We start from the raw sequence: 25127 nt of genomic DNA, 5'->3' as shown, positions 1-25127 counted from the left end.
TTGTCTGGGATGAGCGAAAAAGATAGATTGGAAATCCTTAAGGATATTCTCTTCACTGACGATCGGGAAGATATCGATAAAATTGCCGATCGCATCGAATTTTTGGAGCAAGCCTATAACGACAGGGAAAAATTCGCCAAGAGGGTAGACCCCATTATTGAAAATCGATTGGATGAGTTTACCAAAAAAATGCCACATACCCTGGGGCCTACAATTACCGCAACCTTAAAAAAGGAAATTCAAAACCACAAAGATGAAGTAGTGGATGCCCTTTATCCCGTATTGGGCAAGATGGTCAAAAAATATGTGGCGCAGGAGATAAAGGTCCTTTCTGAAAAAATAGACAACCAATTGAGTTTTATATCGGCATGGAAAAGAAGGATTAGGGCATTTTTTGGCGGGAGTAAGGAGAAAGAGTTATTGCTCCGAGATTTGGCCTCCGAGAAAATAGAACAGGTGTTATTGATTGAGCGGGATTCGGGACTGTTGAAGGCCAGTTTTTCAAGAACGGATACCATCGACGAAGAAATGATCTCGGGTATGCTCACAGCGATCAAAACCTTTGTCGAGGATGCTTTTCACCAAAAAAACCAAGATCTGGAGTTGATCGAATATGAGTTATATAATATACATATCCAAAGCTTTGTCAATTACTATGTTGCCGTGGTCATATCAGGGTCATATAGTTTAAAAACGAAAAATAGGGTGCAGGATATCATCTTCAATTTTTACCATAATTTTATGGAGATGAACCTTGACCTTATTTATACGAGTCGACATTTGGAACACCCTGTTGATACGCTAAGTTCTTCGCTGATCGAGAAAAAGCTGGCAGAATATTTTGGCAATGCAAAAATCTAAGAAAATCGTGATTCTCGGTCATTTTGGTGTCGGGAAAACATCATTGATCAGGAGGTTTGTAAACGACAGTTTTTCCGATAATTATAAAGTGACCATCGGCGTTCATATCACCAAGAAAATTGTTGAGGTACGCGCTGATGAATCCATATCGCTTATTATATGGGATCTAGAGGGGACAGATGAAGTTAGAATGATTCGTGACGCTTATTTATTGGGATCCCATGGCGTGGTCTTTGTTTTCGATGTAAGCAGGCCCTCTACCTTCCAGGGTCTAAGCCAGGATTTGGAAATCGTTGCTGGGAAGACCCAAGGTATTCCCCTGATCGTTGTGGGAAACAAAATAGATCTGGTCATCAATGATGAGCTTCAAAGTCTCCTAAAAGAGAATGATATCGAAGCAAATTATCTGACAAGTGCAAAAACCGGGGATGCTGTCAATGAAATGTTCACCTATTTAGCTACGATATTGAATGACCTTTCTTGATCAGTATAAAAAACAATATATCAATCGGAACATTCAGTTTGTTGTCATTGATCTCCAGGGTCATATCCTTGAAAGTGACCAAACTTTCATCGAATTGAAAGAGGGTGATCTTATCTATGATGTACATCCTTTTTTTATGTCTTTCTCAGCTATTCTCGATGCTACCCAAGCATCGATAACCTATAACTGTGTCCATATCGAGGTACAGGATAAGGAATTCATCACCGATCTAAAAATATTCAAAAAAGAGAATCATGTACTATTGGTTATTTATGACCTTACAGAACACTACCTCGACTACCAAAGTATCGCCCAAGCCCGTAATGAGTCCATTATAAATTCTGAATTGGTGGTCCTGAAAAATGTTGAATTGGAAGAACGGGAACGGTTTAAAAATGCCTTTATTCAAAATTTCAGCCATGAATTAAGGAATCCGCTCACCAGTATTATTTCAATTACCAACTTGTTGGAAGGCACGAACCTGGATAACGAACAACGCCAAATGGTCGATTTTCTAAAGCAGTCGAATTCTAATTTGAGATTACTGCTCGACGATATCTTAAGTATCAGTATGATCGCTTCTGGCAGATTACAATTGCGGAACAAAGTCTTCAATCTATATGATTTACTCGAGCTCATAAAGTTTACGTACAAGTCAAAAACCTCCCAGAAATCGCTGCGATTCGTGATGGAGTATGATCATAAAATACCTGAGTATTTAGAAGGAGATCGTTTGCGTTTATTCCAGATCCTTACGAATTTGCTCGATAACGCCTTAAAGTTCACCGAAAAAGGTACTATTACATTGAATGTTAAACTTAACCAGAAGCGAGCCAATAAGGTAAGCCTAAGATTCGAGGTGGCCGATACCGGTATTGGAATTCCGTCGGAGAAATCAAATGCTATTTTTGAGAGTTTTACCCGATTGGAGACGGAAGATAAAAAGGAAGGAGTAGGTTTAGGACTTTCTATTGTAAAAGGGTTGTTGTCCCTAATGGGTAGTGAAGTCAAGGTAGAATCTATACCTGGGCAGGGATCGATCTTTTACTTTGATGTTACGTTAATATATGCATTGGATCTTGCTTCAAAACCCATTGAAAAGATAAAGGCCAAGCCCATCGATGTTTCTAAGCTTAAAGGTCATCGAAAGTATAAGGTTTTATTGGTCGAAGATGATGAACGAACACAAACGGTATTGTTCAAGGCGTTGATGGAAACTGCATTGTTTTATATTGATTTGGTCAATGATGGGGCCTTGGTTTTCGAAACAGTGATGAATAATTCATATGACATTATACTAATGGATGTAGATCTCCCGAATGTTCCAGGGGACCAAATAACTAAGTTGATCCGGGGATTCCCATTTAAGGACATCAAGGGTATCCCGATTATTGGGATTACGGGTAATGTGTTCAAGGAAAATATAGAGGGTTATTTAGATGATGGTATGAATGCAGTAGTGCCGAAGCCTTTTGATTTTCATGAACTCCTTGAAACCATAATAAAACATCTAAAATAACGGCTCCTGTTTCCCTAGATATTTTCTGGTTTTGCACTTTATTTGGATTTAGTTCACAATGCTAAAAGTAGGAATAAGCTTTCAAAATTGCATTTTATCGATAAAATAAGGCATTTCAGCGACAGCCAGATTTGATTTTTATTTTCTTCTTTCCCAGTATTGGTTACTTATTAGCTTTACATCGTATTGAAATCCAGAACGCAATACAATATTGAATGACGCTTATGAATTCATCGATTTTAGTTGATATTTTTTTCATCATCAGTTTGTTGGTTTTTTTAATGACGCTGTGCATCATCTTACCCTCAGCCCGATTGAATCGAAAGGCTGTTTTAAAGTCGAAAGGTGATCGATACGGACTATATATGATCAAGAATAAAAGGACTAGAGTAATTAATTGATTTTTTCAGGAATCGGATGGAATAATTGAATAAAAATATTAGTTGGATATAAGGCTATGCTAACACTAACCATTATTATCCATCAACCACTGGGATTGAAGTTCAATTCCAGTGGGATGTAAAAACTGGCCAGGGTTTTGATAGTAATTAAAGTAATTTAGGTTTTAATTAGTTTGGCCGGTTTAAAGACCCTGTAAAAAGGGTCTTTTTTTTAAAAAGCCCCCTAATTAATAAACATTAAAATGGGATACCCGCGTACATTTTTTAAACACTATCGAACATGCCAATTCTTGGGAAATTGATCAAATTGGGACATTTCAAGGAGGAATATCCCGAAGGCAGCTTATCCCGGCACAATGAAAAAGAGAAAAAAATAAAGACAAGCATGCTAGAAGAAGAAATGTTCATCGGTTCGATCTTCATTGGAGATGTATCGAACTTTGATCTATTGGAAAAAAATAAGAGGGAAGAAAACCTGGGAAGATTGGGTCATGGTTATCTAGAAGAATAAGAAGGCCCATGAAGAAAAAAGTTAATGGTTATGGCCTGTTGATCTTGTTTGGAATCATGATCATTTTACAGCTAATCGATACGATTCTCTGAGAAGAACAATGTGCTACTATCGATTGGAAGGTATAGATAGTTTTAGGCGCACGGATTAAGACCAGTTTCTATGTATAAAAACACTTTGTAAATCAAAATCACCAGTTAAGTAAAAAAGGGTTGTGTTTGTTACGTTCCCCCGAAAGGGATAATCTGAAGTAATTTGGATTGTCCCTTTTTTTATGCTTGGAATTCAATTTTTGTATATTTAGGTCTATGAGATACTTACTTTTCACCCTACTGGTGGTATTCATGTTTTCATGCAACTCAAATGAGGCCAAAAAAGGTACTTCGACAAATTCGCCCATTCAACCGCATATTCCCGAAGGTTATGATCCTGAGCAAAGATTAAATGAATTGGGTATTAAACTGCATGGGCTCTCGATACCTAAGGCGAACTATGTTCATGCGGTTCGTACCGGAAACCTTATTTTTTTGGCCGGGAAAGGGCCTAGTAATGAAGATGGGGAAAGCATAACAGGTAAACTGGGAAAAGATTTGGATGTTGATTCAGGGTATGCGGCATCCAGATTGGTTGGGGTGCGGCAACTTTCCGTGCTTAAGGCTGAATTGGGAAACCTTAATAGGGTAAAACGAATTGTAAAGGTTAAAGGTATGGTGAATGCCATCCCGGAGTTTACGGACCATCCCAAAGTCATAAATGGGTATTCCGATTTGATGGTGGAGGTTTTTGGGGAACGGGGAAAACATGCCCGGGCTGCTGTTGGAATGGGATCATTACCTAATAATATTGCAGTGGAAATAGAAATGGTGATTGAGATTTTTGAGGAATAAACATAGCTGATAAAGATTGTACAACAACCTGAAATATAAATCTTGAAACTAAACGGTTATGGGCATTATTATCGCCATTCCGTTCATAAATTGATCAATGATTATTCAATAACCTCGCCTTTGAAATCGACTTCAATGGCAAAGGGGTCTAAAATGCGGTCGGTTAAGATACTTACCGTTCTTCGGTTTAAAACGGTATCTTCATTCAACGGTTGATCAATATTCCAAGATTCCCATTGCTGGGCCAATTCCTTTAAAGAGTATTCGGGTTTTATCCGCATCACGATTTCGATAAATGAATTTAACGTCAACCCCTTACCGGAAGCGGGTAAGTTGTCCAAGCTTTCAAAGTAGGGCAAAAGCCCTTGCACATATTCATATTCCGAGACCAATTTATTTGGATAAAACCAAGTTTGGTTCGCCCATTTATATGGCACACCGTACCCTTTTAATATGCCGGTTACCCCAATACGCTGCATAGCAGTAAAACCTTTATCTTCTTTTTTCACGTCGATAAAAGGCATGAGATAAACATTCGCTTCCAATAAGGTATTTTGCACTTGCCTAATAGAAACTTGGGAAGGCGATAGGTTCATTTTGATAGAGCTAGCGGCCAATGCCCCTGCAGCCTGTCCTATGCCCAATACCACAGGTTGTAATCTTGTGGTTCCGTTTACAATATTGGAGACGCTTATATTTTTTTCTGCGACGATAAAATTTTCTATATCCTCGGGAATCAGGGCCCCGATGGGAATGGTATAACTTGGAACCTTTATATCGATGAAATCGATTTCCGGGGCATCAGGGTTTTTATCATGATGGTGGTCTATGGGGTAATCGCCCACTGCGATTCCCGTTCTATAGAGGTTGAAATCATAGGGATTTTCCAAATGTAGTGCAGTTAGAAATACCTTTCCTTTAACCCTTCGGCCTTCACGCTCATAAGGAATCATGGGAAAGTAATCCGTGGTCGGGAATTCCTTGGCCATTCGTAGGTTTTTGTACCCAAGCTCGTTTTGAATATAATATATGAAGCCTTGTGTAAACTGTTTGGCGGTTTTGAGTTTTTCCACTTTTTCTTCTTTGGTCATACCTGGCCAATTCAAATAATAATCATTGCCGCAGTTGGGCCAATTGATCATGTATTTGTTATTGGGCAACTTGCCATAGTTGAGCATTTGATCACAGTTTGAAACGGCACTTAACATTTCCCCATCTTCCCGTTTGCAAGCGCATTCATAATTTTTGGGATTATAGTTTTTAGGTTTTTTTACCAATCCCAATCTTCCTTTTTTTGTGCCTATATCCTCTAGAATGGCAACATAGGTAAGGTCTTGAACAATAGTGTTGGCCTTCTCGGGGGCTTGGGCCTCACCCGTATCCCCTTTGGCATCCATTCCCAATCTAAAATCGGCCCCGACAAGAGGCAATAGCTCCCCTGTTTCGGTTGCATCAATAAGGATTTTTGCATTGATCTGGTGACTTTTGCCACTTTGACGATAGGTGACCAACCAATTTTCACCATCTTTAAGTATGGTTTCATATTCAGCGTCGAAAGCAATATCCAAATGGGGAATATGGGCCATTTCTTTTAAAATATGATTTCCCACACTGGGTTCGAAAAGGGTATGGCTAACCCAACCCGTGGCCAATGCCTCTGCCCCGCCATAATGGGAGCGGAGCCTTTCACGAAACTCCCCCCATATCCCAGAGGGCAATTCATGATTACCATCAATGGCCGAAACACCAGCCGAAGTGAGCATACCCCCTAGCCAAGGGGTAGCTTCGATTATTTGCACCTGAACCCCCATTCTCGATGCTTGTATGGCCACTGAGGTGCCGCCAGCTCCTCCACCGATAATCAACACATCTACTTTTTTTTGGGCATGTAATACCCCTTGGGAAATCATCAACCCAAAAATAACAATCAATATTTTATTATAAAATTCCATTTTCGATTATGTATCAAGGGTTTTCCAGACTTCCATTAAAGCTCTGGGCACATGAAAGCAACCTTTCCATTTACCCCCTTTAAGAGGCAGTGATACGTCTCCCTGTCGGTTTAAATACCCATACCATTCACCTCCATTTTTTTTATCCCTAAAATGGGTCCAAGTATAATCATGTACTTTCTCGAACCATTGTTTGGCCTTGGGGTTTTGGTTATAAGCATAGGTTTTGGCCAATGCTACCAAGGTTTCCAAATGCACCCACCAGAGTTTTTGGTCGTGTTCAAGTTGCTGGGGTGGATGCCCATTAATATCCATAAAATAAAAAATGCCGCCGTATTTTTCGTCCCAACCATATTCTAGTTGTTGGTACATAATCTGTTCTGCTTTTTGGACCAGGGCGTTATTGTTTTCAGCGATACCCAAGTTCATAATGAACCACATAGCTTCAATGGCATGGCCAGGATTCAACAATCTACCTTCAAAACTGTCGACAAACTCCCCATTGATTCCAATATTTTCTAGAACCAAGCCACTTTCTTTATGATAGAACTGGTTTAAGATTTTGTGTATAATAGTATCGGTTATGTGCTCAACTTCTTCCAATTCCAACAAATGTTTCAATTCCAAGGATAGGTTACATAAAATCATGGGAAGGGCAAAGTTTTGCAACTCGCGCGTACCTGGATATACTTTGTTGAATTTTCCTTTAGTGTTTTCCTGTCGCTTAATAATATTCTTGAAGGTGTTCATTGCGATTTCCGCGTAACGGTCTTTCGGATCTATTTTATATAAAGCGCCAAAGGCCATGGCCGCAAAGCAGTCAGAAAATATATTATAAGGTTGTACCAACGGTTTACCTTCCCGATTTAGTGAAAAATACCAAGCGCCGGAGGGATCCCGGCCATATTTTTCCAAAAAATCCGCTCCCAAAAGGGCGATTTGTTTCCATTCTTCCTTAGGTTGAATTATTGTATAGAGTGTTGCGAACATCCAAACCTGTCTGGCTTGTAACCAAATGAATTTATCAGTATCGTAAATTTCATTAGTTTCTGAAATACACGTAAAGTAGCCACCAAATGCAGCGTCTATGGAGTATTTTTCCCAAAATGGGATGACTTCATTCAGCAGTTCATTTTTATATAGTGTAGCGTATTGCTTCATTCATTAAAGTGTTCCAGATACCTATTGTACAAATGGTGCGCTTGGATATATGCCGATTGTGGACTCATGAAATGGGAGAATTCGAAAGTAATCGCTTTTGTACAGCCTGCTTTTCTGGCTGCCTCTAATTTAAACAACATTTTCTCGAACTTTATCGGCATGAATTTAATGGGCATATCCCTATCAAAAGATTCAGAGTTGGTCCATGATTCCAAGGCATATTTATCGGCCAGGTTTTTATTAATCGTCAAATAGGCTTCCAATTCATTATAATCGACATGCCCATCTTGAAAAGCAACTATGTCAATACTGTTCTTTATTCCATCGAAGATTTCATCCCATTCCTTCTCATGTTCGCGAATAAGGATATAGGTTTTTTTCGTCAGCTCCGGTGTATTTGCCGTTACGGCTTTTTTCCCGTCAATCCAAGGTGATATCAAAACAGGCAATCCGCCACTAATAGCCTTGCAATGATCACCCAATTTTGCGATGGATGTTATCGCCCCTTTGGTTTTTCTACTCAACTCCAGACTTAAATACCAGCCTCCAAAATTGGGATGTTGACCATATTTTTGGAATGCTTCATCAATAACGAATAAATTAGAATCGATTTCATGGCCCATATTCCCGGTTTCCCAGTATTTCCCACTATCATAGATCCCGAAAAAGAAGGTCATGGCATACTTCTCGGATAGATCCAAAAAGAGTTGTACCAAATCCAGGGGAGGTGTATAACATCCATGTTGATCAATCAAATAATCGGAGGGATAGGTCAAAAACTGTTTGTAGCCGCAACGAATCATGATCACAGTGTCGATGCCTATTTTTTTCATATTGGCAAAATCGGCATCCCACTCCTTAGCACCCCAGTTTTGATGAGGGATATCGTGGCTTATCTCATCTAAAAATGTCCCAGTAATGCGCATACTTATCCAATTGTTCAAATACTAAAAACCCAATTCCCCAAATATATAGAACTATTTAACAAGGTATTCTAAAATTGTTCGATATGGCTTTTAGGACTCACAAAAAATGTTCTATTTTTGCCTCTTTGATGTATTGGAGAAAGGCTATAAAGCTAAAGTCCAGAATACGAATTCTTGTCTAATAAGATGCATCTTGATATTTTGGCCTCATAGTTCAACGGATAGAATAGAAGTTTCCTAAACTTTAGATCCAGGTTCGATTCCTGGTGAGGCTACAAAAATAGTTTCCTATTCACGTTTCATCCAAATCTCGTACATAGGTTCTCCTTTGCTATTCTTGCCTTGATGATGCCAGTCATTGCCCATAATCTTATATTCGAAAGTAAGCTGCGCACCGACCCGGGAATTATCCCTGGAGAAAAATCCGATATTTTCTTGGTATACCCCATCCGTCGACGTAAAAGAACCACCACCTGTGCCATGGAATTGCATAGTTTCGGTATTATAGGCAATCCATTGGAATCGGCCATCTTGCAAGTATTTCAATGTTTTCCTAGGTTGGCTGTCCCCCCTTCGTTCTTGCCCTTCATCCGGACCACGGGTGCCAAATAACCATTGACCATCCAATTCTTGATTGAGTTTAGGAATCGGGTTGAACTGCACGCTAGATTCTAGCTCAAGAATAAGATTTGAACCTTCCATTTTAAAAGGAACGCTCAGTTGTCGCAATGAATCTTGGGTATAGTTAGAGTTAAACTCTAGAAGCACAACGAGCCTATTGTCTTCGTGTTGTGGAAATCCCCCAACGGTTTTAATGAATTTTGCCGGGGATTTTTCGTATACCGTATGTGTTAGATAATTCTCTGAGATTTTGAGTTCGTGAATGGTATTTTCGGTATCTGAAATGTAAACCCCAGGATTGATTTGTGCTTGTAGGCTCATTATACCACAGCTGAAAAGTAATATGGCTTTAATTGTCATGTGTTTTTTTGCTTTCATACTTTGAATATCTTCATTAAAGATAATAATTAATGGACTATAAATGAATTGGTTATAAGCAATTATGAACGTATTTAACGACAATGAAAACTTTTTTTTACATTTTACCGTATTTTTTTTTGAAACACTTGTTTTTAAATATTTTTTGTTTTCATTTGTGCTTTCAAACTAATGGTATTATTAGTTTGGATTTAAGCTATTAGCTGAACATAATGAATGATGTTTGTATGTTCGGGTCAATGGGATTTAGGAAGTCAAACCCATTGTCAGCCCAAAGATTGGGTAACCGGAATTTAAAGCTTACTTCCGATTACACTTTCGCAATCGTCTGCAGCCAGCACGATTACTTTTTTATTCCAACTACCGCGAAACAGATAATTATTTGATTTAAATGTGACGATTTTTAATAAAAGGGTCGATTCTTTTATCTTAATCTTTAAATTGAATTTTATTTCCAAATAATAATTTGTTCCATGAACACAAAATATATTGATCTTATTGATCAAACCTTTGATTTTCCACAGGAGGAATTCACGCTAGATACCGACAACTTACGGTTTCATGGTATTCCTCTGATCGAACTTGTTGAAAAGTATGGCAGCCCATTGAAATTTACTTATTTGCCCAAGATTTCAGAAAATATAAATCGAGCAAAGAATTGGTTTGCAGAGGCCATTGAAAAAAATGGATACAAGGGTAAGTACTATTATTGTTATTGTACCAAAAGTTCCCACTTTCAGCATGTAATGCACGAGGCCTTGAAGAATGATATCCATATTGAAACCTCATCTGCCTTCGATATCAACATCATTGAAAATTTAAAGGAAAAGGGTAGGTTAAAAAACGATGCCTATATCATTTGCAACGGATTTAAGCGTGAACAGTATATAGAGAATATTGCTCGGCTCATCAATTCCGGGCATCGCAATTGTATTCCTATTATTGACAATTATGAGGAATTGGATCTACTGTCAGAAGTTATAGAGGATAACTTTAAAGTAGGGATACGTATTGCATCGGAAGAGGAACCAAAATTCGAGTTTTATACCTCTCGATTGGGGATTGGATATAAGAACATAGTGCCGTTTTATGAGAACCAAATCAAGGAGAATGATAAGGTTGAACTCAAGATGCTTCATTTTTTCATCAATACCGGTATCCGAGACAACGCATATTACTGGAATGAGTTAGCTAAATGTTTAAAAGTTTATGTACGTCTGAAAAAAATCTGTCCCTCTTTGGACAGTCTTAACATAGGTGGTGGATTCCCGGTTAAAAACTCCTTGGCCTTCGAATTCGATTACCAGTATATGATAGATGAGATCATTAATCAAATCAACATTGCCTGTCAAGAAGCAGATGTTCCCGTGCCCCATATTTTCACCGAGTTCGGTAGCTTCACGGTTGGGGAGAGTGGAGGTGCGATTTATGAAATCCTCTATCAAAAACAACAAAACGATCGTGAAAAGTGGAATATGATCGATTCGTCTTTTATCACCACGCTACCGGATACGTGGGCAATAAATAAGCGGTTTATTATGTTGCCGATCAACCGATGGCATGACGAATATGAACGGGTACTTTTAGGTGGGCTCACTTGTGATAGTGATGATTACTACAATAGCGAGCAAAACATGAACGCCATTTATTTGCCAAAGTTCCGCAGAAATAAACCGCTATATATCGGCTTTTTTAATACCGGGGCTTACCAAGAAACCATAGGTGGTTATGGTGGTCTACAACATTGTCTGATTCCGCAACCAAAGCATATATTGATCGATAGGGATGAACATGGTGATCTTGTGACCACATTATTCAAACCACAACAAAAGGCCGAGCAAATGTTGGATATATTAGGATATGATACGAGTGGGCCTAAATCGATTTCCAAAAAGAAGTTAAAAGAACGAACAATACCTGTACAAGGGTAATATAAACACAACTAAATAATTTTAAATCATGAGTACAATGAAGAATTACGCGGGAATTGCCGACGAATTCGCACAATTGGAAACTGCCAAAGTGGTATTGATACCGGTTCCTTATGACGGAACAAGCACTTGGGGCAAAGGAGCCGATAAAGGTCCAAATGCATTTTTGAATGCGTCGGAGAATATGGAATTGTATGATATTGAAACCGATTCAGAGGTATTTAAACAAGGCATTCACCTTACTGATGCGGTGACCGAAAACAGTTCACCCGAAACCATGGTAAATGCAGTCCATAAAATGGCCAAAGAGTATATCAAGCGTAATAAATTTGTTACACTTTTTGGAGGCGAACATTCGATTTCCATTGGTAGTATTAGGGCGTTTAACGAATGTTTTGATGATTTAACGGTATTGCATATTGATGCGCATGCCGATTTAAGGAAGTCGTATGAAGGCACAAAGTACAATCACGCCTGTGCCGTACATGAAGCTAGTCAAACAACCAATTTGATCCAAGTAGGCATCCGTTCTATGGATGCCATTGAAAAGACGATCATGGATGAAGAAAAGACCTTTTTCGCCCATGATATGGTCAATGATGAGTATTGGATGGACAAGGTGATTGAGCTCATGACCGATAATGTCTTTATTACGTTTGACTTGGATGCCCTTGACCCATCTATTCTGCCTTCTACGGGAACACCGGAACCAGGGGGATTGTTCTGGTATGAGACGTTGGATTTTTTAAAGCAGGTTTTTGAAGAAAAGAACGTAGTAGGTTTCGATATTGTTGAACTCTGTCCCAATACCCAAGATAAATCATCTGATTTTTTAGCCGCCAAGTTGTATTATAAAATGTTAAGCTATAAATTCATGGGAGAAGAGGTAGAGGATGATTATGATAATACCTACGATGTGAATTACAAATCGAATAACACCCATTCAAAATTCGATGATGACGAAGACTAAAGGAGCCATTTCAGATTTTATCGAGAAATACTATTTGCACTTTAATGCGGCGGCATTGGTCGATGCGGCCAAGGGTTATGAAGACCAATTAAAAAAGGGTTCCAAGATGTTGGTGTCATTGGCCGGGGCCATGAGCACTGCGGAGTTAGGTAAGATTTTCGCCGAAATCATAAGGCAAGATAAGGTACATATAGTTTCCTGTACCGGTGCCAATTTGGAAGAGGACATTATGAACTTGGTTGCACATTCCCATTATAAACGTGTGCCTAATTATCGCGACTTGACTGCACAGGATGAATGGGATTTATTGGAGAAGGGACTCAATAGGGTAACCGATACTTGTATTCCTGAGGAAGAGGCGTTCCGAAGGTTGCAAGGTCATATCTTTAGACTTTGGAAAGATGCCGAGGATAAAGGCGAACGTTATTTTCCCCATGAATTCATGTATAAAATGTTGCTTTCCGGGGTATTGGAGGACTATTATGAAATAGATTTGAAAGATTCCTGGATGTATGCTGCAGCTGAACTAAACCTGCCGATTATCTGTCCAGGTTGGGAAGATAGCACTATGGGCAATATTTTCGCCTCGTATGTGTTAAAAGGGGAACTTAAAGCCAGTACTATGAAGTCAGGTATAGAGTACATGACTTTTTTAGCGGATTGGTATACTGATAATTCGAAGAAAGGAATCGGTTTCTTTCAAATAGGAGGTGGTATTGCGGGCGATTTCCCAATTTGTGTGGTACCAATGCTGTATCAGGATATGGAGCGGACAGATACCCCTTTTTGGAGTTATTTTTGTCAAATAAGCGATTCGACCACAAGTTATGGGTCCTATTCGGGAGCGGTACCGAACGAAAAGATTACTTGGGGTAAACTCGATATGGATACCCCCAAATATATTATAGAAAGTGACGCGACCATTGTGGCGCCATTAATTTTTGCGTATCTTTTAGACATGTAATTATGGATAATCTTAAAAGAGTTATAGTAGATTTCAAAAAACTTACACCGGAAGTTCTAAAACTTTTGGTCGAAAGGTATCCTGATGGTTACGATGATCGTAATATCATTTCATTTAGAAATGCCAACGGTGAACGTGTAGAGGCGGTCGAAGTTTTGACTGATGATACCAAATATTTGGTCAAGATCAGTGCGAAATTAGAGTATACCATGGAAAATTATGATGAGGATGACTATGAGGATTATGACGATGACGATCCAGAAGCCGTTCCTGATCCTGATTTACCAGAGGATGGGAATGACGATGACGATGATGACTAAGGAAAGGGTGTTTTTGGTGTTTTATCTTATCAAGTATTCTAAGATTAGGAATTAATTCTAGCCGAAATCGCGTTAAAAGTGATTATCTATAGGTCATCTGCATCCGCAGGGACGTAACAACTGCGTCCTTTCGTGCAGTTCATGGGAGATACTAAACCACTGTCAGGCCCTGCCCCTCCTGCAGATGAAATGCACCAGCATATCGTGTTCGCATCATCGAGTAGAAGCCAAGGTTGATCGCCTCCTTCCATCATGCCATATGGGTTTCGAGCTCGAAGGAATTTGCAGATCCCAAGTTTACTTGGTTTATTTTCTCCCATCTTTATGTAATTTTTAAAATAGCTTCGCTAATAATAGATTTAAATAAGGGCACCTTATACCCATTTTTCGAAAGTGGGCGTGCAACAGACATGGCTGCCTCAGCTGCAGCCATAGCATTGGTATTATTGATCGACTTTTTTTCCATAGCCTGCTGGGCCTGAACAGAACGATATGGTACCGGGGCGGCCGCCCCTAGAACGATACTTGCAGATTTACAGGTATCCCCAGAAGTTTCTATAACTACGGCCACATCCCCGAGAGACCAGTCATAAGATTCACGCGCCACCTGTTTTATATAATAGCTTTTCGTATTCTTTGAGGGTGCGGGGAGGACTATTTCGGTAATAATTTCCTTAGCTTGGAGGATGGTTTCCATAGCAATATCCTGTCCTGCGGAAACAAAGAAGTCATCCATTAAAACCTTTTTCTTTTCTCCTTTACTATTGACGATAACGACACTGGCATTAAAAGCCATAAGTGCTGTCGATATGGAGGAAGCATGTAAACTTACACAAGAGCCATTGTCAATAATGGCGTGATTCTCATTTTCACCTGTTTCGGAGTGACGTGCAAAGCATCGATCTCCTGACTTCCGGAAGCATTGATGGTCTGCAGAACGGAAATACCAGCAACGGTTACGTTGGGCGATATTGCCACCCAAGGTGGACATATTGCGCAATTGTGGTGTGGCTGCATGGTTTATCGCTTGATGTAGTGCCAAATAATGATTTTTTATATCGGAATTCGATGCCATTTCGGCCAAGGTTACATTGGAACCTATACGCAAACCATCCTTAGCGTCATAACTGATAACGTCAAGACCGGGTATATTGCGAATATTGATGATTTTTTGTGGATTGATCAGGCCTTCCTTTACCCAGTCAAAAACATCAATACCTCCTGATTTAAAAACTGCTGCATTATTGGTAGACTGATACAGCTCTTCGGATACTGTTTTGTTTACTTGTTGAAGGGCATCTTCAATGGATGTGGCTTCGTACCAACTAAATTTATTCATGTCTTAGTATTTAAGAGACTTTATTCAATGCTTTGAGTATACTTGATGGCGTAATGGGTATTTCATGCAACCTTACCCCGATAGCGTTATAAACTGCATTGGCAACGGCAGCTGCCGTTGCAATATTTGCAGGTTCCCCAATGCCATAGGCATCAGTGGAGGATAATGCGGAATATTCTTCCACAATGAGGGTTTCAATCTCAGGAATTTCCATAGAATATGGCACCTTGTATTGATCAACATTGGCATTCATCATATGGCCCGTTCCTGTGTCCATTATCCTATTTTCATATAGGGCGTAAGAAATACCTTGTATGACACCCCCATTGATCTGGCTTTCCAATTGACCAATATTGAGTGGTCTGCCGCAACTATGGGCGGCGACTATTTTATCTACTTTTACAAATCCCGTATCGGTATTTACACTTACCTCCGCAAATTGCACCGAGCCCAAATCGCCGTAGGCGAGACCCCAAGGCTGTTGAAAGCCGCCATAATCATCTGATCGGCTTGCGATTTTACTAATTTGGCTAGTCCGCATGAGTTTGGTCGCCTCTTTAAAGGGCATTTTTAGATTGGCATCCTTTTTACTCCCTACTTGACCATTTTCAATGAACAATTCGGATGAATCGGTTTCCCATTTTTTTGCAACCAACTTCAATAAAGCAGTTTTCGCTTCAAAGGCTGCATTACGGGTAGGAGGGGTAATGGAGCCCGTAACGACACTTCCTCCCGAACCTGGTCCTACTGGGAAAAAAGTATCCCCTATATTGACGGTAATATCGTTTACCTGTAGTCCTAATTCCTCAGCGACCACTTGTGCAAGAATGGTTTTTGTTCCTGTTCCTATATCCTGGACGCTAGATCGTATTTCAACGCCACCATCGTTATGGATCTTGACTTCTACCGAAGAATCCAAAGTAACGAATCGCGGCCAAGTGGATTGGCCTACTCCAAGACCTTTCTTTACCAAACCTTTGCCACTACCGGCAGGTTGACGTCGTGACCAATTGAAAAGTTTCGCTCCACGTTGGCGTTCTATTTTACGCACCTCACTTTTATCAATAAGGTCTCGATATTTTAGCGGGTCCATATTTAGTTTTTCTGCCATTTCATCAATAGCCTGTTCCAGTCCAAAAGCGCCCTGAACATTACCAGGTGCACGCCAAGCCGCGCCAGGCCCTGCATTGGTCAATACATCGTATTGTTCAGTTGCAAAATTAGGACAGGGATAAAGGACTTGGGCAATACGTCCCACCCCGGCACCTAGTCCCACTCCTGCGGTTCCGTGGGAACGTTGTTGAATGGCGGTCAGGGTACCATTTTTCTTAGCTCCTATTTTTAAGTACTGAATGGAATTTGGACGGTTCCCTTCTGCAATATGTTCTTCTTGCCGATCCATCATTAACCATACGGGTCTCCCTGTTTTTTTGGAAAGATTAGCTGCCATTGGGCCGAAACTGCCTGCACTATGCTTGGCACCAAATCCGCCACCCATGAAATCACATACAACCCGGACTTTACTCTTTGGCAAGCCGAAGATACTAGCCATCTCATTTCTGACGGCATTGGTATTTTGAGTAGAGGCATAAACCATCATCATATCAGGTCTCCAGTCAACAACGACGCCATGGGTCTCCAACGGCATGTGTGTCTGTACTTGGGTTCTGTATGTTTTTTCCACGATAATATCCGCTTCATTGAAACCTTGCTCCAAATCACCTCTTGGTCCCCCAAAGAAACTACTGGTCGATGGTCCCCTAACATTACCTTGTCCTTTACTGCCATCATGTACTTCACCTACATCCCCACCATCGGCCTGACGTGTTATAGGTACATCAAAAACGATAGGTGCATCCATTTCCATGGCAGCTTCAAGATCTATGACGAAAGGTTTCTCTTCATAATTCACCTTGATCAAGGAAATCGCATCTTTGGCAATTTCCAGGCTATCCGCAGCAACACCTCCCAAAGGCTGGCCCACATATTTTACCATTGGGAATTTGCCATTATTTTTTTCTTCTCCCTCTTTCTGGGTATTTTCTATAAGGTAGATGGCATGAACACCAGCGAGACTTTTGGCTTCACTAATATCTATTGATTTGATGGCCGCATGTGGTACCTTTGATCGCAACATCTTGGCATATAGCATACCGGGCAATTTCATGTCCGAGGTGTACTTCGCCTTACCTGTTACTTTATCAACGGCATCGATTCTATTGACCCTTTTTCCGATTATTTTTAATTTATCGTTGATAGGCCATACTGGCGGTTCTTCAATAGGAATTTCCCGTTCTATTTCACTTAAGTTATGTCCAGGAATACCGTATGGGAATTTTTCTTTTCTAGTATCCATCTTAATTGGTTTTATTTGCTGCCGCTAATGTTGCCTTAAATACATGAGGATGTGTGCCACATCTACAAAGATTGCCCCGTGTGGCGTTTTTAACATCGTCTAGAGTGGGGTTGGTATTGTTTTCCACCAAGTGGACACAAGACATGACCATGCCCGGTGTGCAGTAACCACACTGGGATGCATCGTGCTCTATAAAAGCCTCTTGTACCGGATGCAATTCGCCATTCTTCGCAATACCTTCAATGGTCGTAATTTCCTTGTCACCGACATCAAAAACCGACATCATACAAGAATTCACCGGTTTCCCATCTAAATAGACCGTACATGCCGAACAGGAGCCCCGATCACAGACCACCTTGGTTCCTGTAAGTTCCAAATGGTCTCTTAAGGCAGCGGCCAATGTTGTTCTCGGTTCCACGCTTAGCGATTCGACCATGCCATTGATTTTCATTTGAATGGTCGTTGCCCCTGGGCCAAACTCTTTGCCGGCTGTTAGTTTTTCCTCCGATCCAAATGCAAATGCATTGGTAGTCAACAATACGCTTCCAGCGGTAGACAATCCTGCACCTCGAATAAAACTTCGTCGGCTTATCCCTTTTTTGGAATTGGAGTCCGCTCCTTGTTTTTTATCTTCCATAAAATTTGAATATGGGTTTATTTCCTTTAATTAACCAAAGAGAAGAAAGTTACTAAATTATTCATATAGAAGCTATATAAATAATCAAGGATTTCCAGTTAAAAACCATTTGATATTGTTAAATATATCTTAAAAGAAGGTCAACCTAAATCTGTTTAAATTATCAAAGGAAGGCCATTGGAAAAAATAGCATTATAAAATATGGTATTTACCGAAATAATGGCTTATGAAAAAAGGTTGATAGATTATGAAAATGGAAATACCCTTGGCAAAACACTTTTAGGTAACTTTTAAGTTATTTGGCCAAATTATCCAACATTTCGGCGGTGGTTTTTTCCAAATCAAATTCAGATTTCCATCCCCAATCAATACGGGCTTGGGAGTCATCTATACTATTGGGCCATGAATCCGCAATTTCCTGTCTAAAATCAGGGTCGTAGGTAATATTGAAATCGGGGATTCTAGACTGTATGCTATCGGCGATCTCTTCGGGACTGAAACTCATTGCCGCCAGGTTATATGATGATCGAATTTTAATATCTTCAGAATCGCTTTCCATAAGTAAGAGGGTTGCCCTAATGGCATCATCCATGAACATCATAGGAAGCTTTGTGTCTTTTTCCAAAAAGCAGGTATACGTTTTCGAGGTCAATGCCTTATGGTAAATTTCGATGGCATAGTCGGTAGTACCACCACCTGGCATGGTTTTCCAACTTATAAGACCTGGATAACGGATGCTTCGGACATCTACACCATATTTATTAAAATAATAATTGCACCATCTTTCGCCCGATTGTTTACTAATACCGTAAACCGTACTAGGTTCCATTATGGTATTTTGCGGGGTATTTTCCGATGGGGTATTTGACCCAAAAACAGCAATACTAGAGGGCCAAAAAACTTTATCTATCTTTTTCTCCTTGGCAAGGTTCAATACATTGAAAAGTGAATTCATATTCAGGTTCCATGCACGCATAGGAAATTTTTCGGCGGTTGCACTTAACATGGCGGCCATCAAGTAAACTTCGCTAATTTCATAATACGCGACCACCTCTTCCAAGGCATTGTAATCCGTGGCATCCAAAAGCTCAAAAGGTCCGGAGTCCATTAAGCTTTCGTTTCCTTCCCGTATATCACTTGCTATTATGGTATTGTCTCCATACTTTTCCCGAAGGGCATAAGTAAGTTCTGTTCCAATCTGCCCACAAGCCCCTAATATTAAGATGGATTTCTGCATTAAAATCTAGTTAAAAAAATACTTGGTAAATATAGCCTTTATTAAAATTTGTACATTCGCTTTATGCATAAATTATTAATTACCGTGGTAGTGCTTTTCATTTCGGTTTCTTGCAAAGAAACGGTAAAGGAGGAGACAGACCAGGATGCTTCCCGCTATGAAATAACTACGGATACGTGGCCGAAAAAAATACCCGTAGACCCCAAGGTTAATGCTATTTTAAGGGAATGGCCCGAATTTTTGGCCATGGACATAAGTTTTGATGCCATTTATAATGCGGTCAACAGGGAGGATTTGAGCCTAACCATAGATAACATTATCGAGGAGCAAAATTTACTAGAAGATTCAAGTTATCCAAAAGAATTTGATATACCCCAGGTTAAAAGCCGTCAAAAGGTATTTAAGACCTATGTCCTAAAAGTAAAGGGAGACTTAATCTATTATTTGGATCCTGAACCTTCGGTGCATCAAATGATCGTAGCTTATAATTTGCTCCGTGAAAAGTTCAATGGGGTCGTGAACCAAACCTTGGATGCCAAATTGATTTTAGAAGAAGAATAGAACATTTCCATCCTAACTACATCCACGCCTTTTTAACCTAGCAGTGCTACTCTTTTTGCTAAACCTCCAGACCTCTATGAAATGTCAATAAAAGACCTAATGGTTGCGTTATTTCTTTTCTTCGGTGGGTTGTGTTTTTCTGGTTTCCAAAGCTTGCCTGCTTAAACTTGCCAAATTAAAATTGGGATCAATTTTCAAAGCCTCATCGATCAGTGCAATGGCCTCGTCGATTTTGGTTTTGTCCTGATTGTAGGTGGTGAGTGCTTTTAAATGTAAGAAAGCGGCTTTCAATGAGGCTTCATAAGGTTGCTGCCTTTCATAAAAAGCATATTTCATATCATCCGTGGCATTGGCAATACCAAATTCAATATTAGTACTAGCCCCAAGTGGGTCTCCGGTCTGGATTTTTAAATCGGCCAATTCATAGGCCAAATAGGGATTTGGGGTACGTTTGTTCAAAATCTCAAATTGTTCCAAGGCCCTTTTGGGTTGGTTTATGGCCTTTAAGGAAATGGCCTTTACTTGCACGGCCAAGTCGGAATCAGATTCGTTTTTTTCGATCCCTATGGTATTCAGGGCCTGCATATGTTGATTGTTATTGGTGTAGATATAAGCAAGGGTATCCTTTCTTGCTTTGGAAGGCGAAAGTACATTAAGATGGGTCAGTGCATTGATCATGCCATCTACATCGGCCTGCATCCTCATTTCTTTGTAAAAGGCTTCATAATGCTTTTGCAATTCGGCATTTGATTGGGCATTGACCATGAAACTAGTGGCACATAGAACCACAAAGGCAATCTTTCTCATTTCGCTTGTGTTTTGTTGATTTTTGGTGCGCTAAACTATTAAATTTATTGATAATAAGCTGTTAAGAAAAGCCTTAAATCAACAATAAAAAAAGGTGCCTTGTAGGCACCTCTAATTTTAAATGTATTATTAATGAATCAAACAACGGTCAGTTTCACATCCTTTTTAGCGAATGTGCGTAAGAGTCCCGCATAAAACCCCATACTTTTTGCATCCATTTCAATACATGACCTTAAAAAATCCTTTAGGTTTTTGAACAAAAGATTCGCATGTAATATTGGGATACGGGTATTCACCTTGGTAGGGTGATAATACTTGTCATCAATTACAATATCCATAGCCACCCTTTTTCTGTGATAATCAATGGATACATCTGCTGCGTTATAGTATTTCTTCAAAAGCGCAACATGTAATGTTTCATATTTTTTGGTCGATTGTTGGTTGGCGCAACTCTTGGAAATTAAATTCTCAATCTCCGTTTTAAGTCTAGTACGTAATGTTGAATTTTCCATGACAATCGAATTTTATGGTTTACTTAAAGTTATGCATTTCATCGATAAAGTGTTTAAAAACAAGGATTTAATTAACACAAAAGAGGGGTTTTTGTTGTGAAAACCTACTTTTTTGTGGTGAATTAATCGAAGATTGAGGTCTTAAATCTGAACTTTTTAACACTTATTAGCTTACTTGAGTCGATTATTTTTCCTGAAAATTTCGAATTTTGAACATATTCTGGCGGCATAACTCCCCTTTTTAGTGCTATCTGCTGATAATATTTTTCTTTGGTGGGATGTATAGGGTATACGGCATTGAATACTTCACCCCACCAATGCTTTTTTAAAACAGAATTTATAAGGGCAACGCAGTCATCCAAATGAATTAAATTCACCGGATGATTACCATTGCGTAAGTCCTTTTTGCCCGATAACATTGTGATCGGATGTCTATCTTTCCCGATCAATCCCCCGAATCGGATGATGGTCGTCTCAACATTGGGGATGTTGCTTATCAGTTTTTCAGCGGACAATACCTGTTTTCCGGATTCGGAAGTCGGTTCAGGCGGTACCACTTCTGTTACCTTGCCCTGCCCATCCCCGTATACCGATGTACTACTTATAAAAACTATATTACGGATCTTCGATGCGATTACGGCTTGTCGTACAAGGGCCATTTTCTGGACATAATTCCCACGATTGCTTCCTCGTAGTTTAGGTGGAATATTAATAATCAAAGATTCCGAATTACCCAACAATTCTACTATTTGCCCTTCTATACGCTCTTCGGAAACAGAGACTAAAAAAGGAACGATCCCTGCCTTTTCAAGTACTGGGAGTTTGTTTGTTGAGGTTGTCGTTCCATATACTTTAAAGCCTTGTTTAATGAGCGATTGGGCCAAAGGAAATCCTAGCCATCCACAACCCATAATGGCAATGCTCTTATTCAAAGGTTATGGTTTTGGTCAACAGGATGGCATCATTTAGGACAAAGGGCATTGGAATAAGGTCTTCAGGTCTTTCCGGCACAGTGAATTGGGCATTGTGCAACAGGTCGTTTGAGGCCTCATAGAATGTTAACTCCAGTTTCTCCCCTTTAGGCAAGGTAAGTAGAAGGTCGGTATACTCATTATTACTTATATAATGGGTAATCAACTTTCCATTTTTCCTGTTGGCCAAATAATAGGGCGATAACACTTTTGCATTTACAACAGCCTTCTTGATTTCAACGTCATTGGTAAATACTTCCAATCGGTTAACATTTCGTTGCGGAATGATACACAGCTCTAAAATACGCTCGTTCTCAATTACGGTATCTAGACTAATATCGATTTTGGGGGATGCTATATCCTTTATCGGGGCTACGGCTACATAGCTGAATCCAGAAGAATACTTACTACTGATGGTTTTATCGGCCAGTTTTTCCGGAATTTTTTTGGCATCATTTATATATTGGGCTGTCCAATCAGAGATCAGATTTTCATAAGTGGCCCAAAGGGCCGTAGAGGCATCGGTGTCCAATACATACAGAAGGCTCGTGGGCTTTGCATTTTCTTTGGTAAAACCTGAATTGAAATGCGCTGAAGCCATAAACCCAAGAAAAAGCAAACACCCTAGCACCGCTATGCGATTTTTATTTTTGTAAAATCCGAAAACGGGAAGCAGTAAATAAAAGGTCAGGGTAGTCAAAAGTGTGGCAGCTACCATCATTTTCAACCCTAAGCCAACGGGGAACATTTTAATGAAGGGCGCGTACATCCATAAGGCAGGTACAGCGAATAGGAACAAAAGATATGCATTTGGACTTTTTTGGTTGATTACCACCATAAATGAAACCAAAAGGGCATAGACGGGAATAACGAAAAAGCTTGCCCCAGGTAAATAGGCCGAGACCAAACCACATATAAGCAACCAAAAGAATATGGGTGCAACCAAGAGATTTGGCGTTTCAACCTTTTTGAATTTATGATATACCCAAAAACAAGTGGCTATGGAGAATAGTACAAAGGCGGCTATATAAGCATGGCCGTTATAGGTAAATCCATGCAGAATGTCGGTATATCCAGGATAGATCCATTTGAGCACGGTCCAGCTATAAAAACCGACAACCCCATTAATGACCAAAGAAATGATCAGGGGTAGAAATCCCTTAAGGATTTCGTTCCCAAGGATTACTCTTTTCCGAAACCCGATTACCAATAGGATTCCAAAAAAGAGTACGGCCAAGATGAACATGGGCCAGATCCATTCAAAAGGATAAGAAACAAGTTTAAAGAAGGGCACATTGAAATAGATGAAATCATCCAAGCTCTTTAGGTTCCCCAAATCAGTGTTCGCGAAATAAGTCAATAAGGGCATTAAATAGCTGCCTTGGTGGGCCAGGGTATTTCGGTTTAATCGTTCATAATTATCACGAACCGTGTGATAATCGTAGTGGTCATCGATGAATGCAAAATTCAATCCCTCAATATCCCCATCTTCCCTAAAAACCGTTAAATCGGTATCGTTGGGCAACATTTTATAAATGCTATAAACCAATGAATTGGCCACAGGGTATTTAGGATCCGCTTTTATAAACTCCCCAATAAGTTTTCCATTGCCTCGATTGGTCTCAATGAGCATATAACTAGGTCCGCCACTACCCCGGGCCTCAAAATTCAAGATAAGGCCTACCTCCTTTGCCCATGGGTGTTTATTAACGAACAGGTCTGCCCCATTGAGCCCCAATTCCTCAGCATCGGTAATGAGGATAATGATATCGTTTTTCGCTTGTTTTCCTTCTGTAAGATAAGCGCGTACACCTTCCAGTATGGTCGCCACCCCACTACCTGCATCACTGGCCCCCAAGGAAGAATGTGGACTACTATCATAGTGGGAAAGCAAGAGCAGCGCCTTACCGGTCCCAGTTCCTTTGACTCGCGCAAGTATATTCGTCGCCTTGCTCAAATTGCCCCAATCGCCTACGGTATAACCTTCCTGTAAGGAGGGTTCCAAACCCAATGCTTGTAATTGGGCCATAATGTACTCCCGTACTTCGGCATGGGCAGGAAATCCGACGCCATGGGGTTTTTGGGAAATTCTTTCAACATGGGTCAATGCCCTATCTGTGGAGAAATTGGTTTCCGGTGCATTAAGGTCCCCTGAATAAGAAGGCATTTGTGCTTTAAAACCCCAATAAACCGCAAGGAGAATAAGTAAAAGTGTGATGACTTTAGTGAATCGATCCATATGAAATACTTGTACCTTAAAAGTATAAAATTCTAAGATGATGCCACATTACATCGAGTATTTTATGGAATTAGATTAATTTTTCTATCTTTAGTTTTCAACCTAAATTTTAAAGTTATGGCTATCAAGAGTTTTCAAGGGTTCAGAAAGGCGGTCAAAAAGGAATTTGATGCTCCTATTTTGGTCTCTGATTATATGAGCACCAAGTTGGTTACTTTTTCACCGGAGCAGTCCATTTTGGAGGTCATGGAAAAATTTGCCAAACACCATATATCCGGAGGACCGGTGTTGGACGATAATGGTTTTTTAGTGGGAATTATTTCCGAGGCAGATTGCATGAAACAGATTTCTGAAAGCCGTTATTTCAACCAGCCTATTCTTGACAAAAGTGTTGAAAAGTATATGTCAAAAGAAGTGGAGACAATACCCCACGATATCTCTATATTCGATGCCGCAGGTATTTTTGACAAGCATCATCGAAGAAGGTTACCCGTAATGAAAGATGGGTTGGTCGTTGGTCAAATAAGCCGTAAGGATATCGTTATTGCCGCTTTGAAGCTTAGTGGCCAGAATTATAAATAG

Annotated in this window: 24 protein-coding genes and 1 tRNA gene; 12 read left to right on the top strand and 13 right to left on the bottom strand. The window is 40.0% G+C overall.

What is annotated here, in order from left to right; translation table 11 throughout:
- Window positions 1-9: 9 nt before the first annotated feature.
- The 5 genes from HPE63_RS06590 to HPE63_RS06570 all read left to right on the top strand — a co-directional run bounded on the left by HPE63_RS06590 (window position 10) and on the right by HPE63_RS06570 (window position 4663).
- A complete protein-coding gene (locus tag HPE63_RS06590) occupies window positions 10-861 on the top strand; it encodes a cell envelope biogenesis protein OmpA (RefSeq protein ID WP_188313462.1) in 852 nt (283 codons plus the stop codon).
- Complete coding sequence (locus HPE63_RS06585) at window positions 848-1345, top strand: Rab family GTPase (protein ID WP_188313461.1); 498 nt, start codon at window positions 848-850, stop codon at window positions 1343-1345. The genes HPE63_RS06590 and HPE63_RS06585 overlap by 14 nt, the downstream gene beginning before the upstream one ends.
- Window positions 1332-2864: an ATP-binding response regulator gene (locus HPE63_RS06580; RefSeq protein ID WP_188313460.1), complete on the top strand. Its 1533-nt coding sequence runs from the start codon at window positions 1332-1334 to the stop codon at window positions 2862-2864. Before HPE63_RS06585 ends, HPE63_RS06580 begins: the two co-directional genes overlap by 14 nt.
- Before the next feature lie 681 nt (window positions 2865-3545).
- Window positions 3546-3776: a hypothetical protein gene (locus HPE63_RS06575; RefSeq protein WP_188313459.1), complete on the top strand. Its 231-nt coding sequence runs from the start codon at window positions 3546-3548 to the stop codon at window positions 3774-3776.
- 308 nt (window positions 3777-4084) lie between these two features.
- Window positions 4085-4663 carry a RidA family protein gene (locus HPE63_RS06570; RefSeq protein WP_188313458.1) on the top strand — a complete coding sequence of 193 codons (579 nt, stop codon included), beginning with the start codon at window positions 4085-4087 and terminating at the stop codon, window positions 4661-4663.
- Window positions 4664-4764: 101 nt separating this feature from the next.
- Here the strand turns inward: HPE63_RS06570 and HPE63_RS06565 are convergent, their stop codons facing one another.
- The 3 genes from HPE63_RS06565 to HPE63_RS06555 are packed head-to-tail and all read right to left on the bottom strand — an operon-like array spanning window position 4765 to window position 8702.
- Window positions 4765-6615 carry an FAD-dependent oxidoreductase gene (locus tag HPE63_RS06565; RefSeq protein ID WP_188313457.1) on the bottom strand — a complete coding sequence of 617 codons (1851 nt, stop codon included), beginning with the start codon at window positions 6613-6615 and terminating at the stop codon, window positions 4765-4767.
- A gap of 6 nt (window positions 6616-6621) precedes the next feature.
- Window positions 6622-7776 (bottom strand): AGE family epimerase/isomerase, encoded by a 1155-nt coding sequence (locus HPE63_RS06560; protein WP_188313456.1) that lies wholly within the window; start codon window positions 7774-7776, stop codon window positions 6622-6624.
- Complete coding sequence (locus HPE63_RS06555; RefSeq protein ID WP_188313455.1) at window positions 7773-8702, bottom strand: DUF4434 domain-containing protein; 930 nt, start codon at window positions 8700-8702, stop codon at window positions 7773-7775. The genes HPE63_RS06560 and HPE63_RS06555 overlap by 4 nt, the downstream gene beginning before the upstream one ends.
- Before the next feature lie 203 nt (window positions 8703-8905).
- On the opposite strand from HPE63_RS06555, the gene HPE63_RS06550 reads away from it, so the two are divergent.
- Window positions 8906-8977 (top strand) — tRNA-Arg (locus tag HPE63_RS06550).
- Window positions 8978-8990: 13 nt separating this feature from the next.
- On the opposite strand, the gene HPE63_RS06545 is transcribed toward HPE63_RS06550, so the two are convergent.
- Window positions 8991-9701 (bottom strand): hypothetical protein, encoded by a 711-nt coding sequence (locus tag HPE63_RS06545; protein ID WP_223198075.1) that lies wholly within the window; start codon window positions 9699-9701, stop codon window positions 8991-8993.
- A 473-nt stretch (window positions 9702-10174) separates the two neighbouring features.
- On the opposite strand from HPE63_RS06545, the gene HPE63_RS06540 reads away from it, so the two are divergent.
- From HPE63_RS06540 to HPE63_RS06525, 4 genes are read left to right on the top strand one after another with little or no spacing between them, the layout of a single operon-like run.
- Window positions 10175-11632 (top strand): type III PLP-dependent enzyme domain-containing protein, encoded by a 1458-nt coding sequence (locus HPE63_RS06540; RefSeq protein WP_188313454.1) that lies wholly within the window; start codon window positions 10175-10177, stop codon window positions 11630-11632.
- A 28-nt stretch (window positions 11633-11660) separates the two neighbouring features.
- Entirely contained in the window at window positions 11661-12602 is a 942-nt protein-coding gene (gene speB, locus HPE63_RS06535; protein WP_188313453.1) for an agmatinase, read from the top strand.
- Entirely contained in the window at window positions 12589-13566 is a 978-nt protein-coding gene (locus HPE63_RS06530) for a deoxyhypusine synthase family protein (protein ID WP_188313753.1), read from the top strand. Before speB ends, HPE63_RS06530 begins: the two co-directional genes overlap by 14 nt.
- A 2-nt stretch (window positions 13567-13568) precedes the next feature.
- Window positions 13569-13886: a hypothetical protein gene (locus HPE63_RS06525; RefSeq protein WP_188313452.1), complete on the top strand. Its 318-nt coding sequence runs from the start codon at window positions 13569-13571 to the stop codon at window positions 13884-13886.
- An 86-nt stretch (window positions 13887-13972) separates the two neighbouring features.
- On the opposite strand, the gene HPE63_RS06520 is transcribed toward HPE63_RS06525, so the two are convergent.
- The 5 genes from HPE63_RS06520 to HPE63_RS06500 all read right to left on the bottom strand — a co-directional run bounded on the left by HPE63_RS06520 (window position 13973) and on the right by HPE63_RS06500 (window position 19455).
- The gene (locus HPE63_RS06520; protein ID WP_223198074.1) at window positions 13973-14140 is read right to left on the bottom strand and encodes a hypothetical protein; all 168 of its coding nucleotides are present in this window, start codon (window positions 14138-14140) and stop codon (window positions 13973-13975) included.
- Window positions 14141-14208: 68 nt separating this feature from the next.
- On the bottom strand, window positions 14209-15225 hold the full coding sequence (locus HPE63_RS06515) for an FAD binding domain-containing protein (RefSeq protein WP_188313450.1): 1017 nt from the start codon (window positions 15223-15225) through the stop codon (window positions 14209-14211).
- Window positions 15226-15235: 10 nt separating this feature from the next.
- On the bottom strand, window positions 15236-17581 hold the full coding sequence (locus HPE63_RS06510) for a xanthine dehydrogenase family protein molybdopterin-binding subunit (protein ID WP_188313449.1): 2346 nt from the start codon (window positions 17579-17581) through the stop codon (window positions 15236-15238).
- A gap of 1 nt (window position 17582) precedes the next feature.
- Entirely contained in the window at window positions 17583-18218 is a 636-nt protein-coding gene (locus HPE63_RS06505) for a (2Fe-2S)-binding protein (RefSeq protein ID WP_188313448.1), read from the bottom strand.
- 295 nt (window positions 18219-18513) lie between these two features.
- Complete coding sequence (locus tag HPE63_RS06500; protein WP_188313447.1) at window positions 18514-19455, bottom strand: NAD-dependent epimerase/dehydratase family protein; 942 nt, start codon at window positions 19453-19455, stop codon at window positions 18514-18516.
- A 63-nt stretch (window positions 19456-19518) separates the two neighbouring features.
- Here HPE63_RS06500 and HPE63_RS06495 point away from each other — a divergent pair, with 63 nt between their 5' ends.
- Window positions 19519-20016: a hypothetical protein gene (locus HPE63_RS06495; RefSeq protein WP_188313446.1), complete on the top strand. Its 498-nt coding sequence runs from the start codon at window positions 19519-19521 to the stop codon at window positions 20014-20016.
- Window positions 20017-20124: 108 nt separating this feature from the next.
- Here the strand turns inward: HPE63_RS06495 and HPE63_RS06490 are convergent, their stop codons facing one another.
- From HPE63_RS06490 to HPE63_RS06475, 4 genes are all read right to left on the bottom strand, one after another.
- A complete protein-coding gene (locus HPE63_RS06490; RefSeq protein ID WP_188313445.1) occupies window positions 20125-20823 on the bottom strand; it encodes a hypothetical protein in 699 nt (232 codons plus the stop codon).
- A 137-nt stretch (window positions 20824-20960) separates the two neighbouring features.
- The gene (locus tag HPE63_RS06485; protein ID WP_188313444.1) at window positions 20961-21335 is read right to left on the bottom strand and encodes a hypothetical protein; all 375 of its coding nucleotides are present in this window, start codon (window positions 21333-21335) and stop codon (window positions 20961-20963) included.
- 122 nt (window positions 21336-21457) lie between these two features.
- A complete protein-coding gene (locus HPE63_RS06480) occupies window positions 21458-22267 on the bottom strand; it encodes a Rossmann-fold NAD(P)-binding domain-containing protein (RefSeq protein ID WP_188313443.1) in 810 nt (269 codons plus the stop codon).
- On the bottom strand, window positions 22260-24545 hold the full coding sequence (locus HPE63_RS06475) for a M28 family peptidase (protein ID WP_188313442.1): 2286 nt from the start codon (window positions 24543-24545) through the stop codon (window positions 22260-22262). The genes HPE63_RS06480 and HPE63_RS06475 overlap by 8 nt, the downstream gene beginning before the upstream one ends.
- 117 nt (window positions 24546-24662) lie before the next feature.
- Here HPE63_RS06475 and HPE63_RS06470 point away from each other — a divergent pair, with 117 nt between their 5' ends.
- Entirely contained in the window at window positions 24663-25127 is a 465-nt protein-coding gene (locus tag HPE63_RS06470) for a CBS domain-containing protein (RefSeq protein ID WP_188313441.1), read from the top strand.

The organism is Maribacter arenosus, assembly GCF_014610845.1.
Lineage (GTDB): Bacteria > Bacteroidota > Bacteroidia > Flavobacteriales > Flavobacteriaceae > Maribacter_A > Maribacter_A arenosus.
This window is presented reverse-complemented; position numbering and strand designations above follow the sequence as displayed.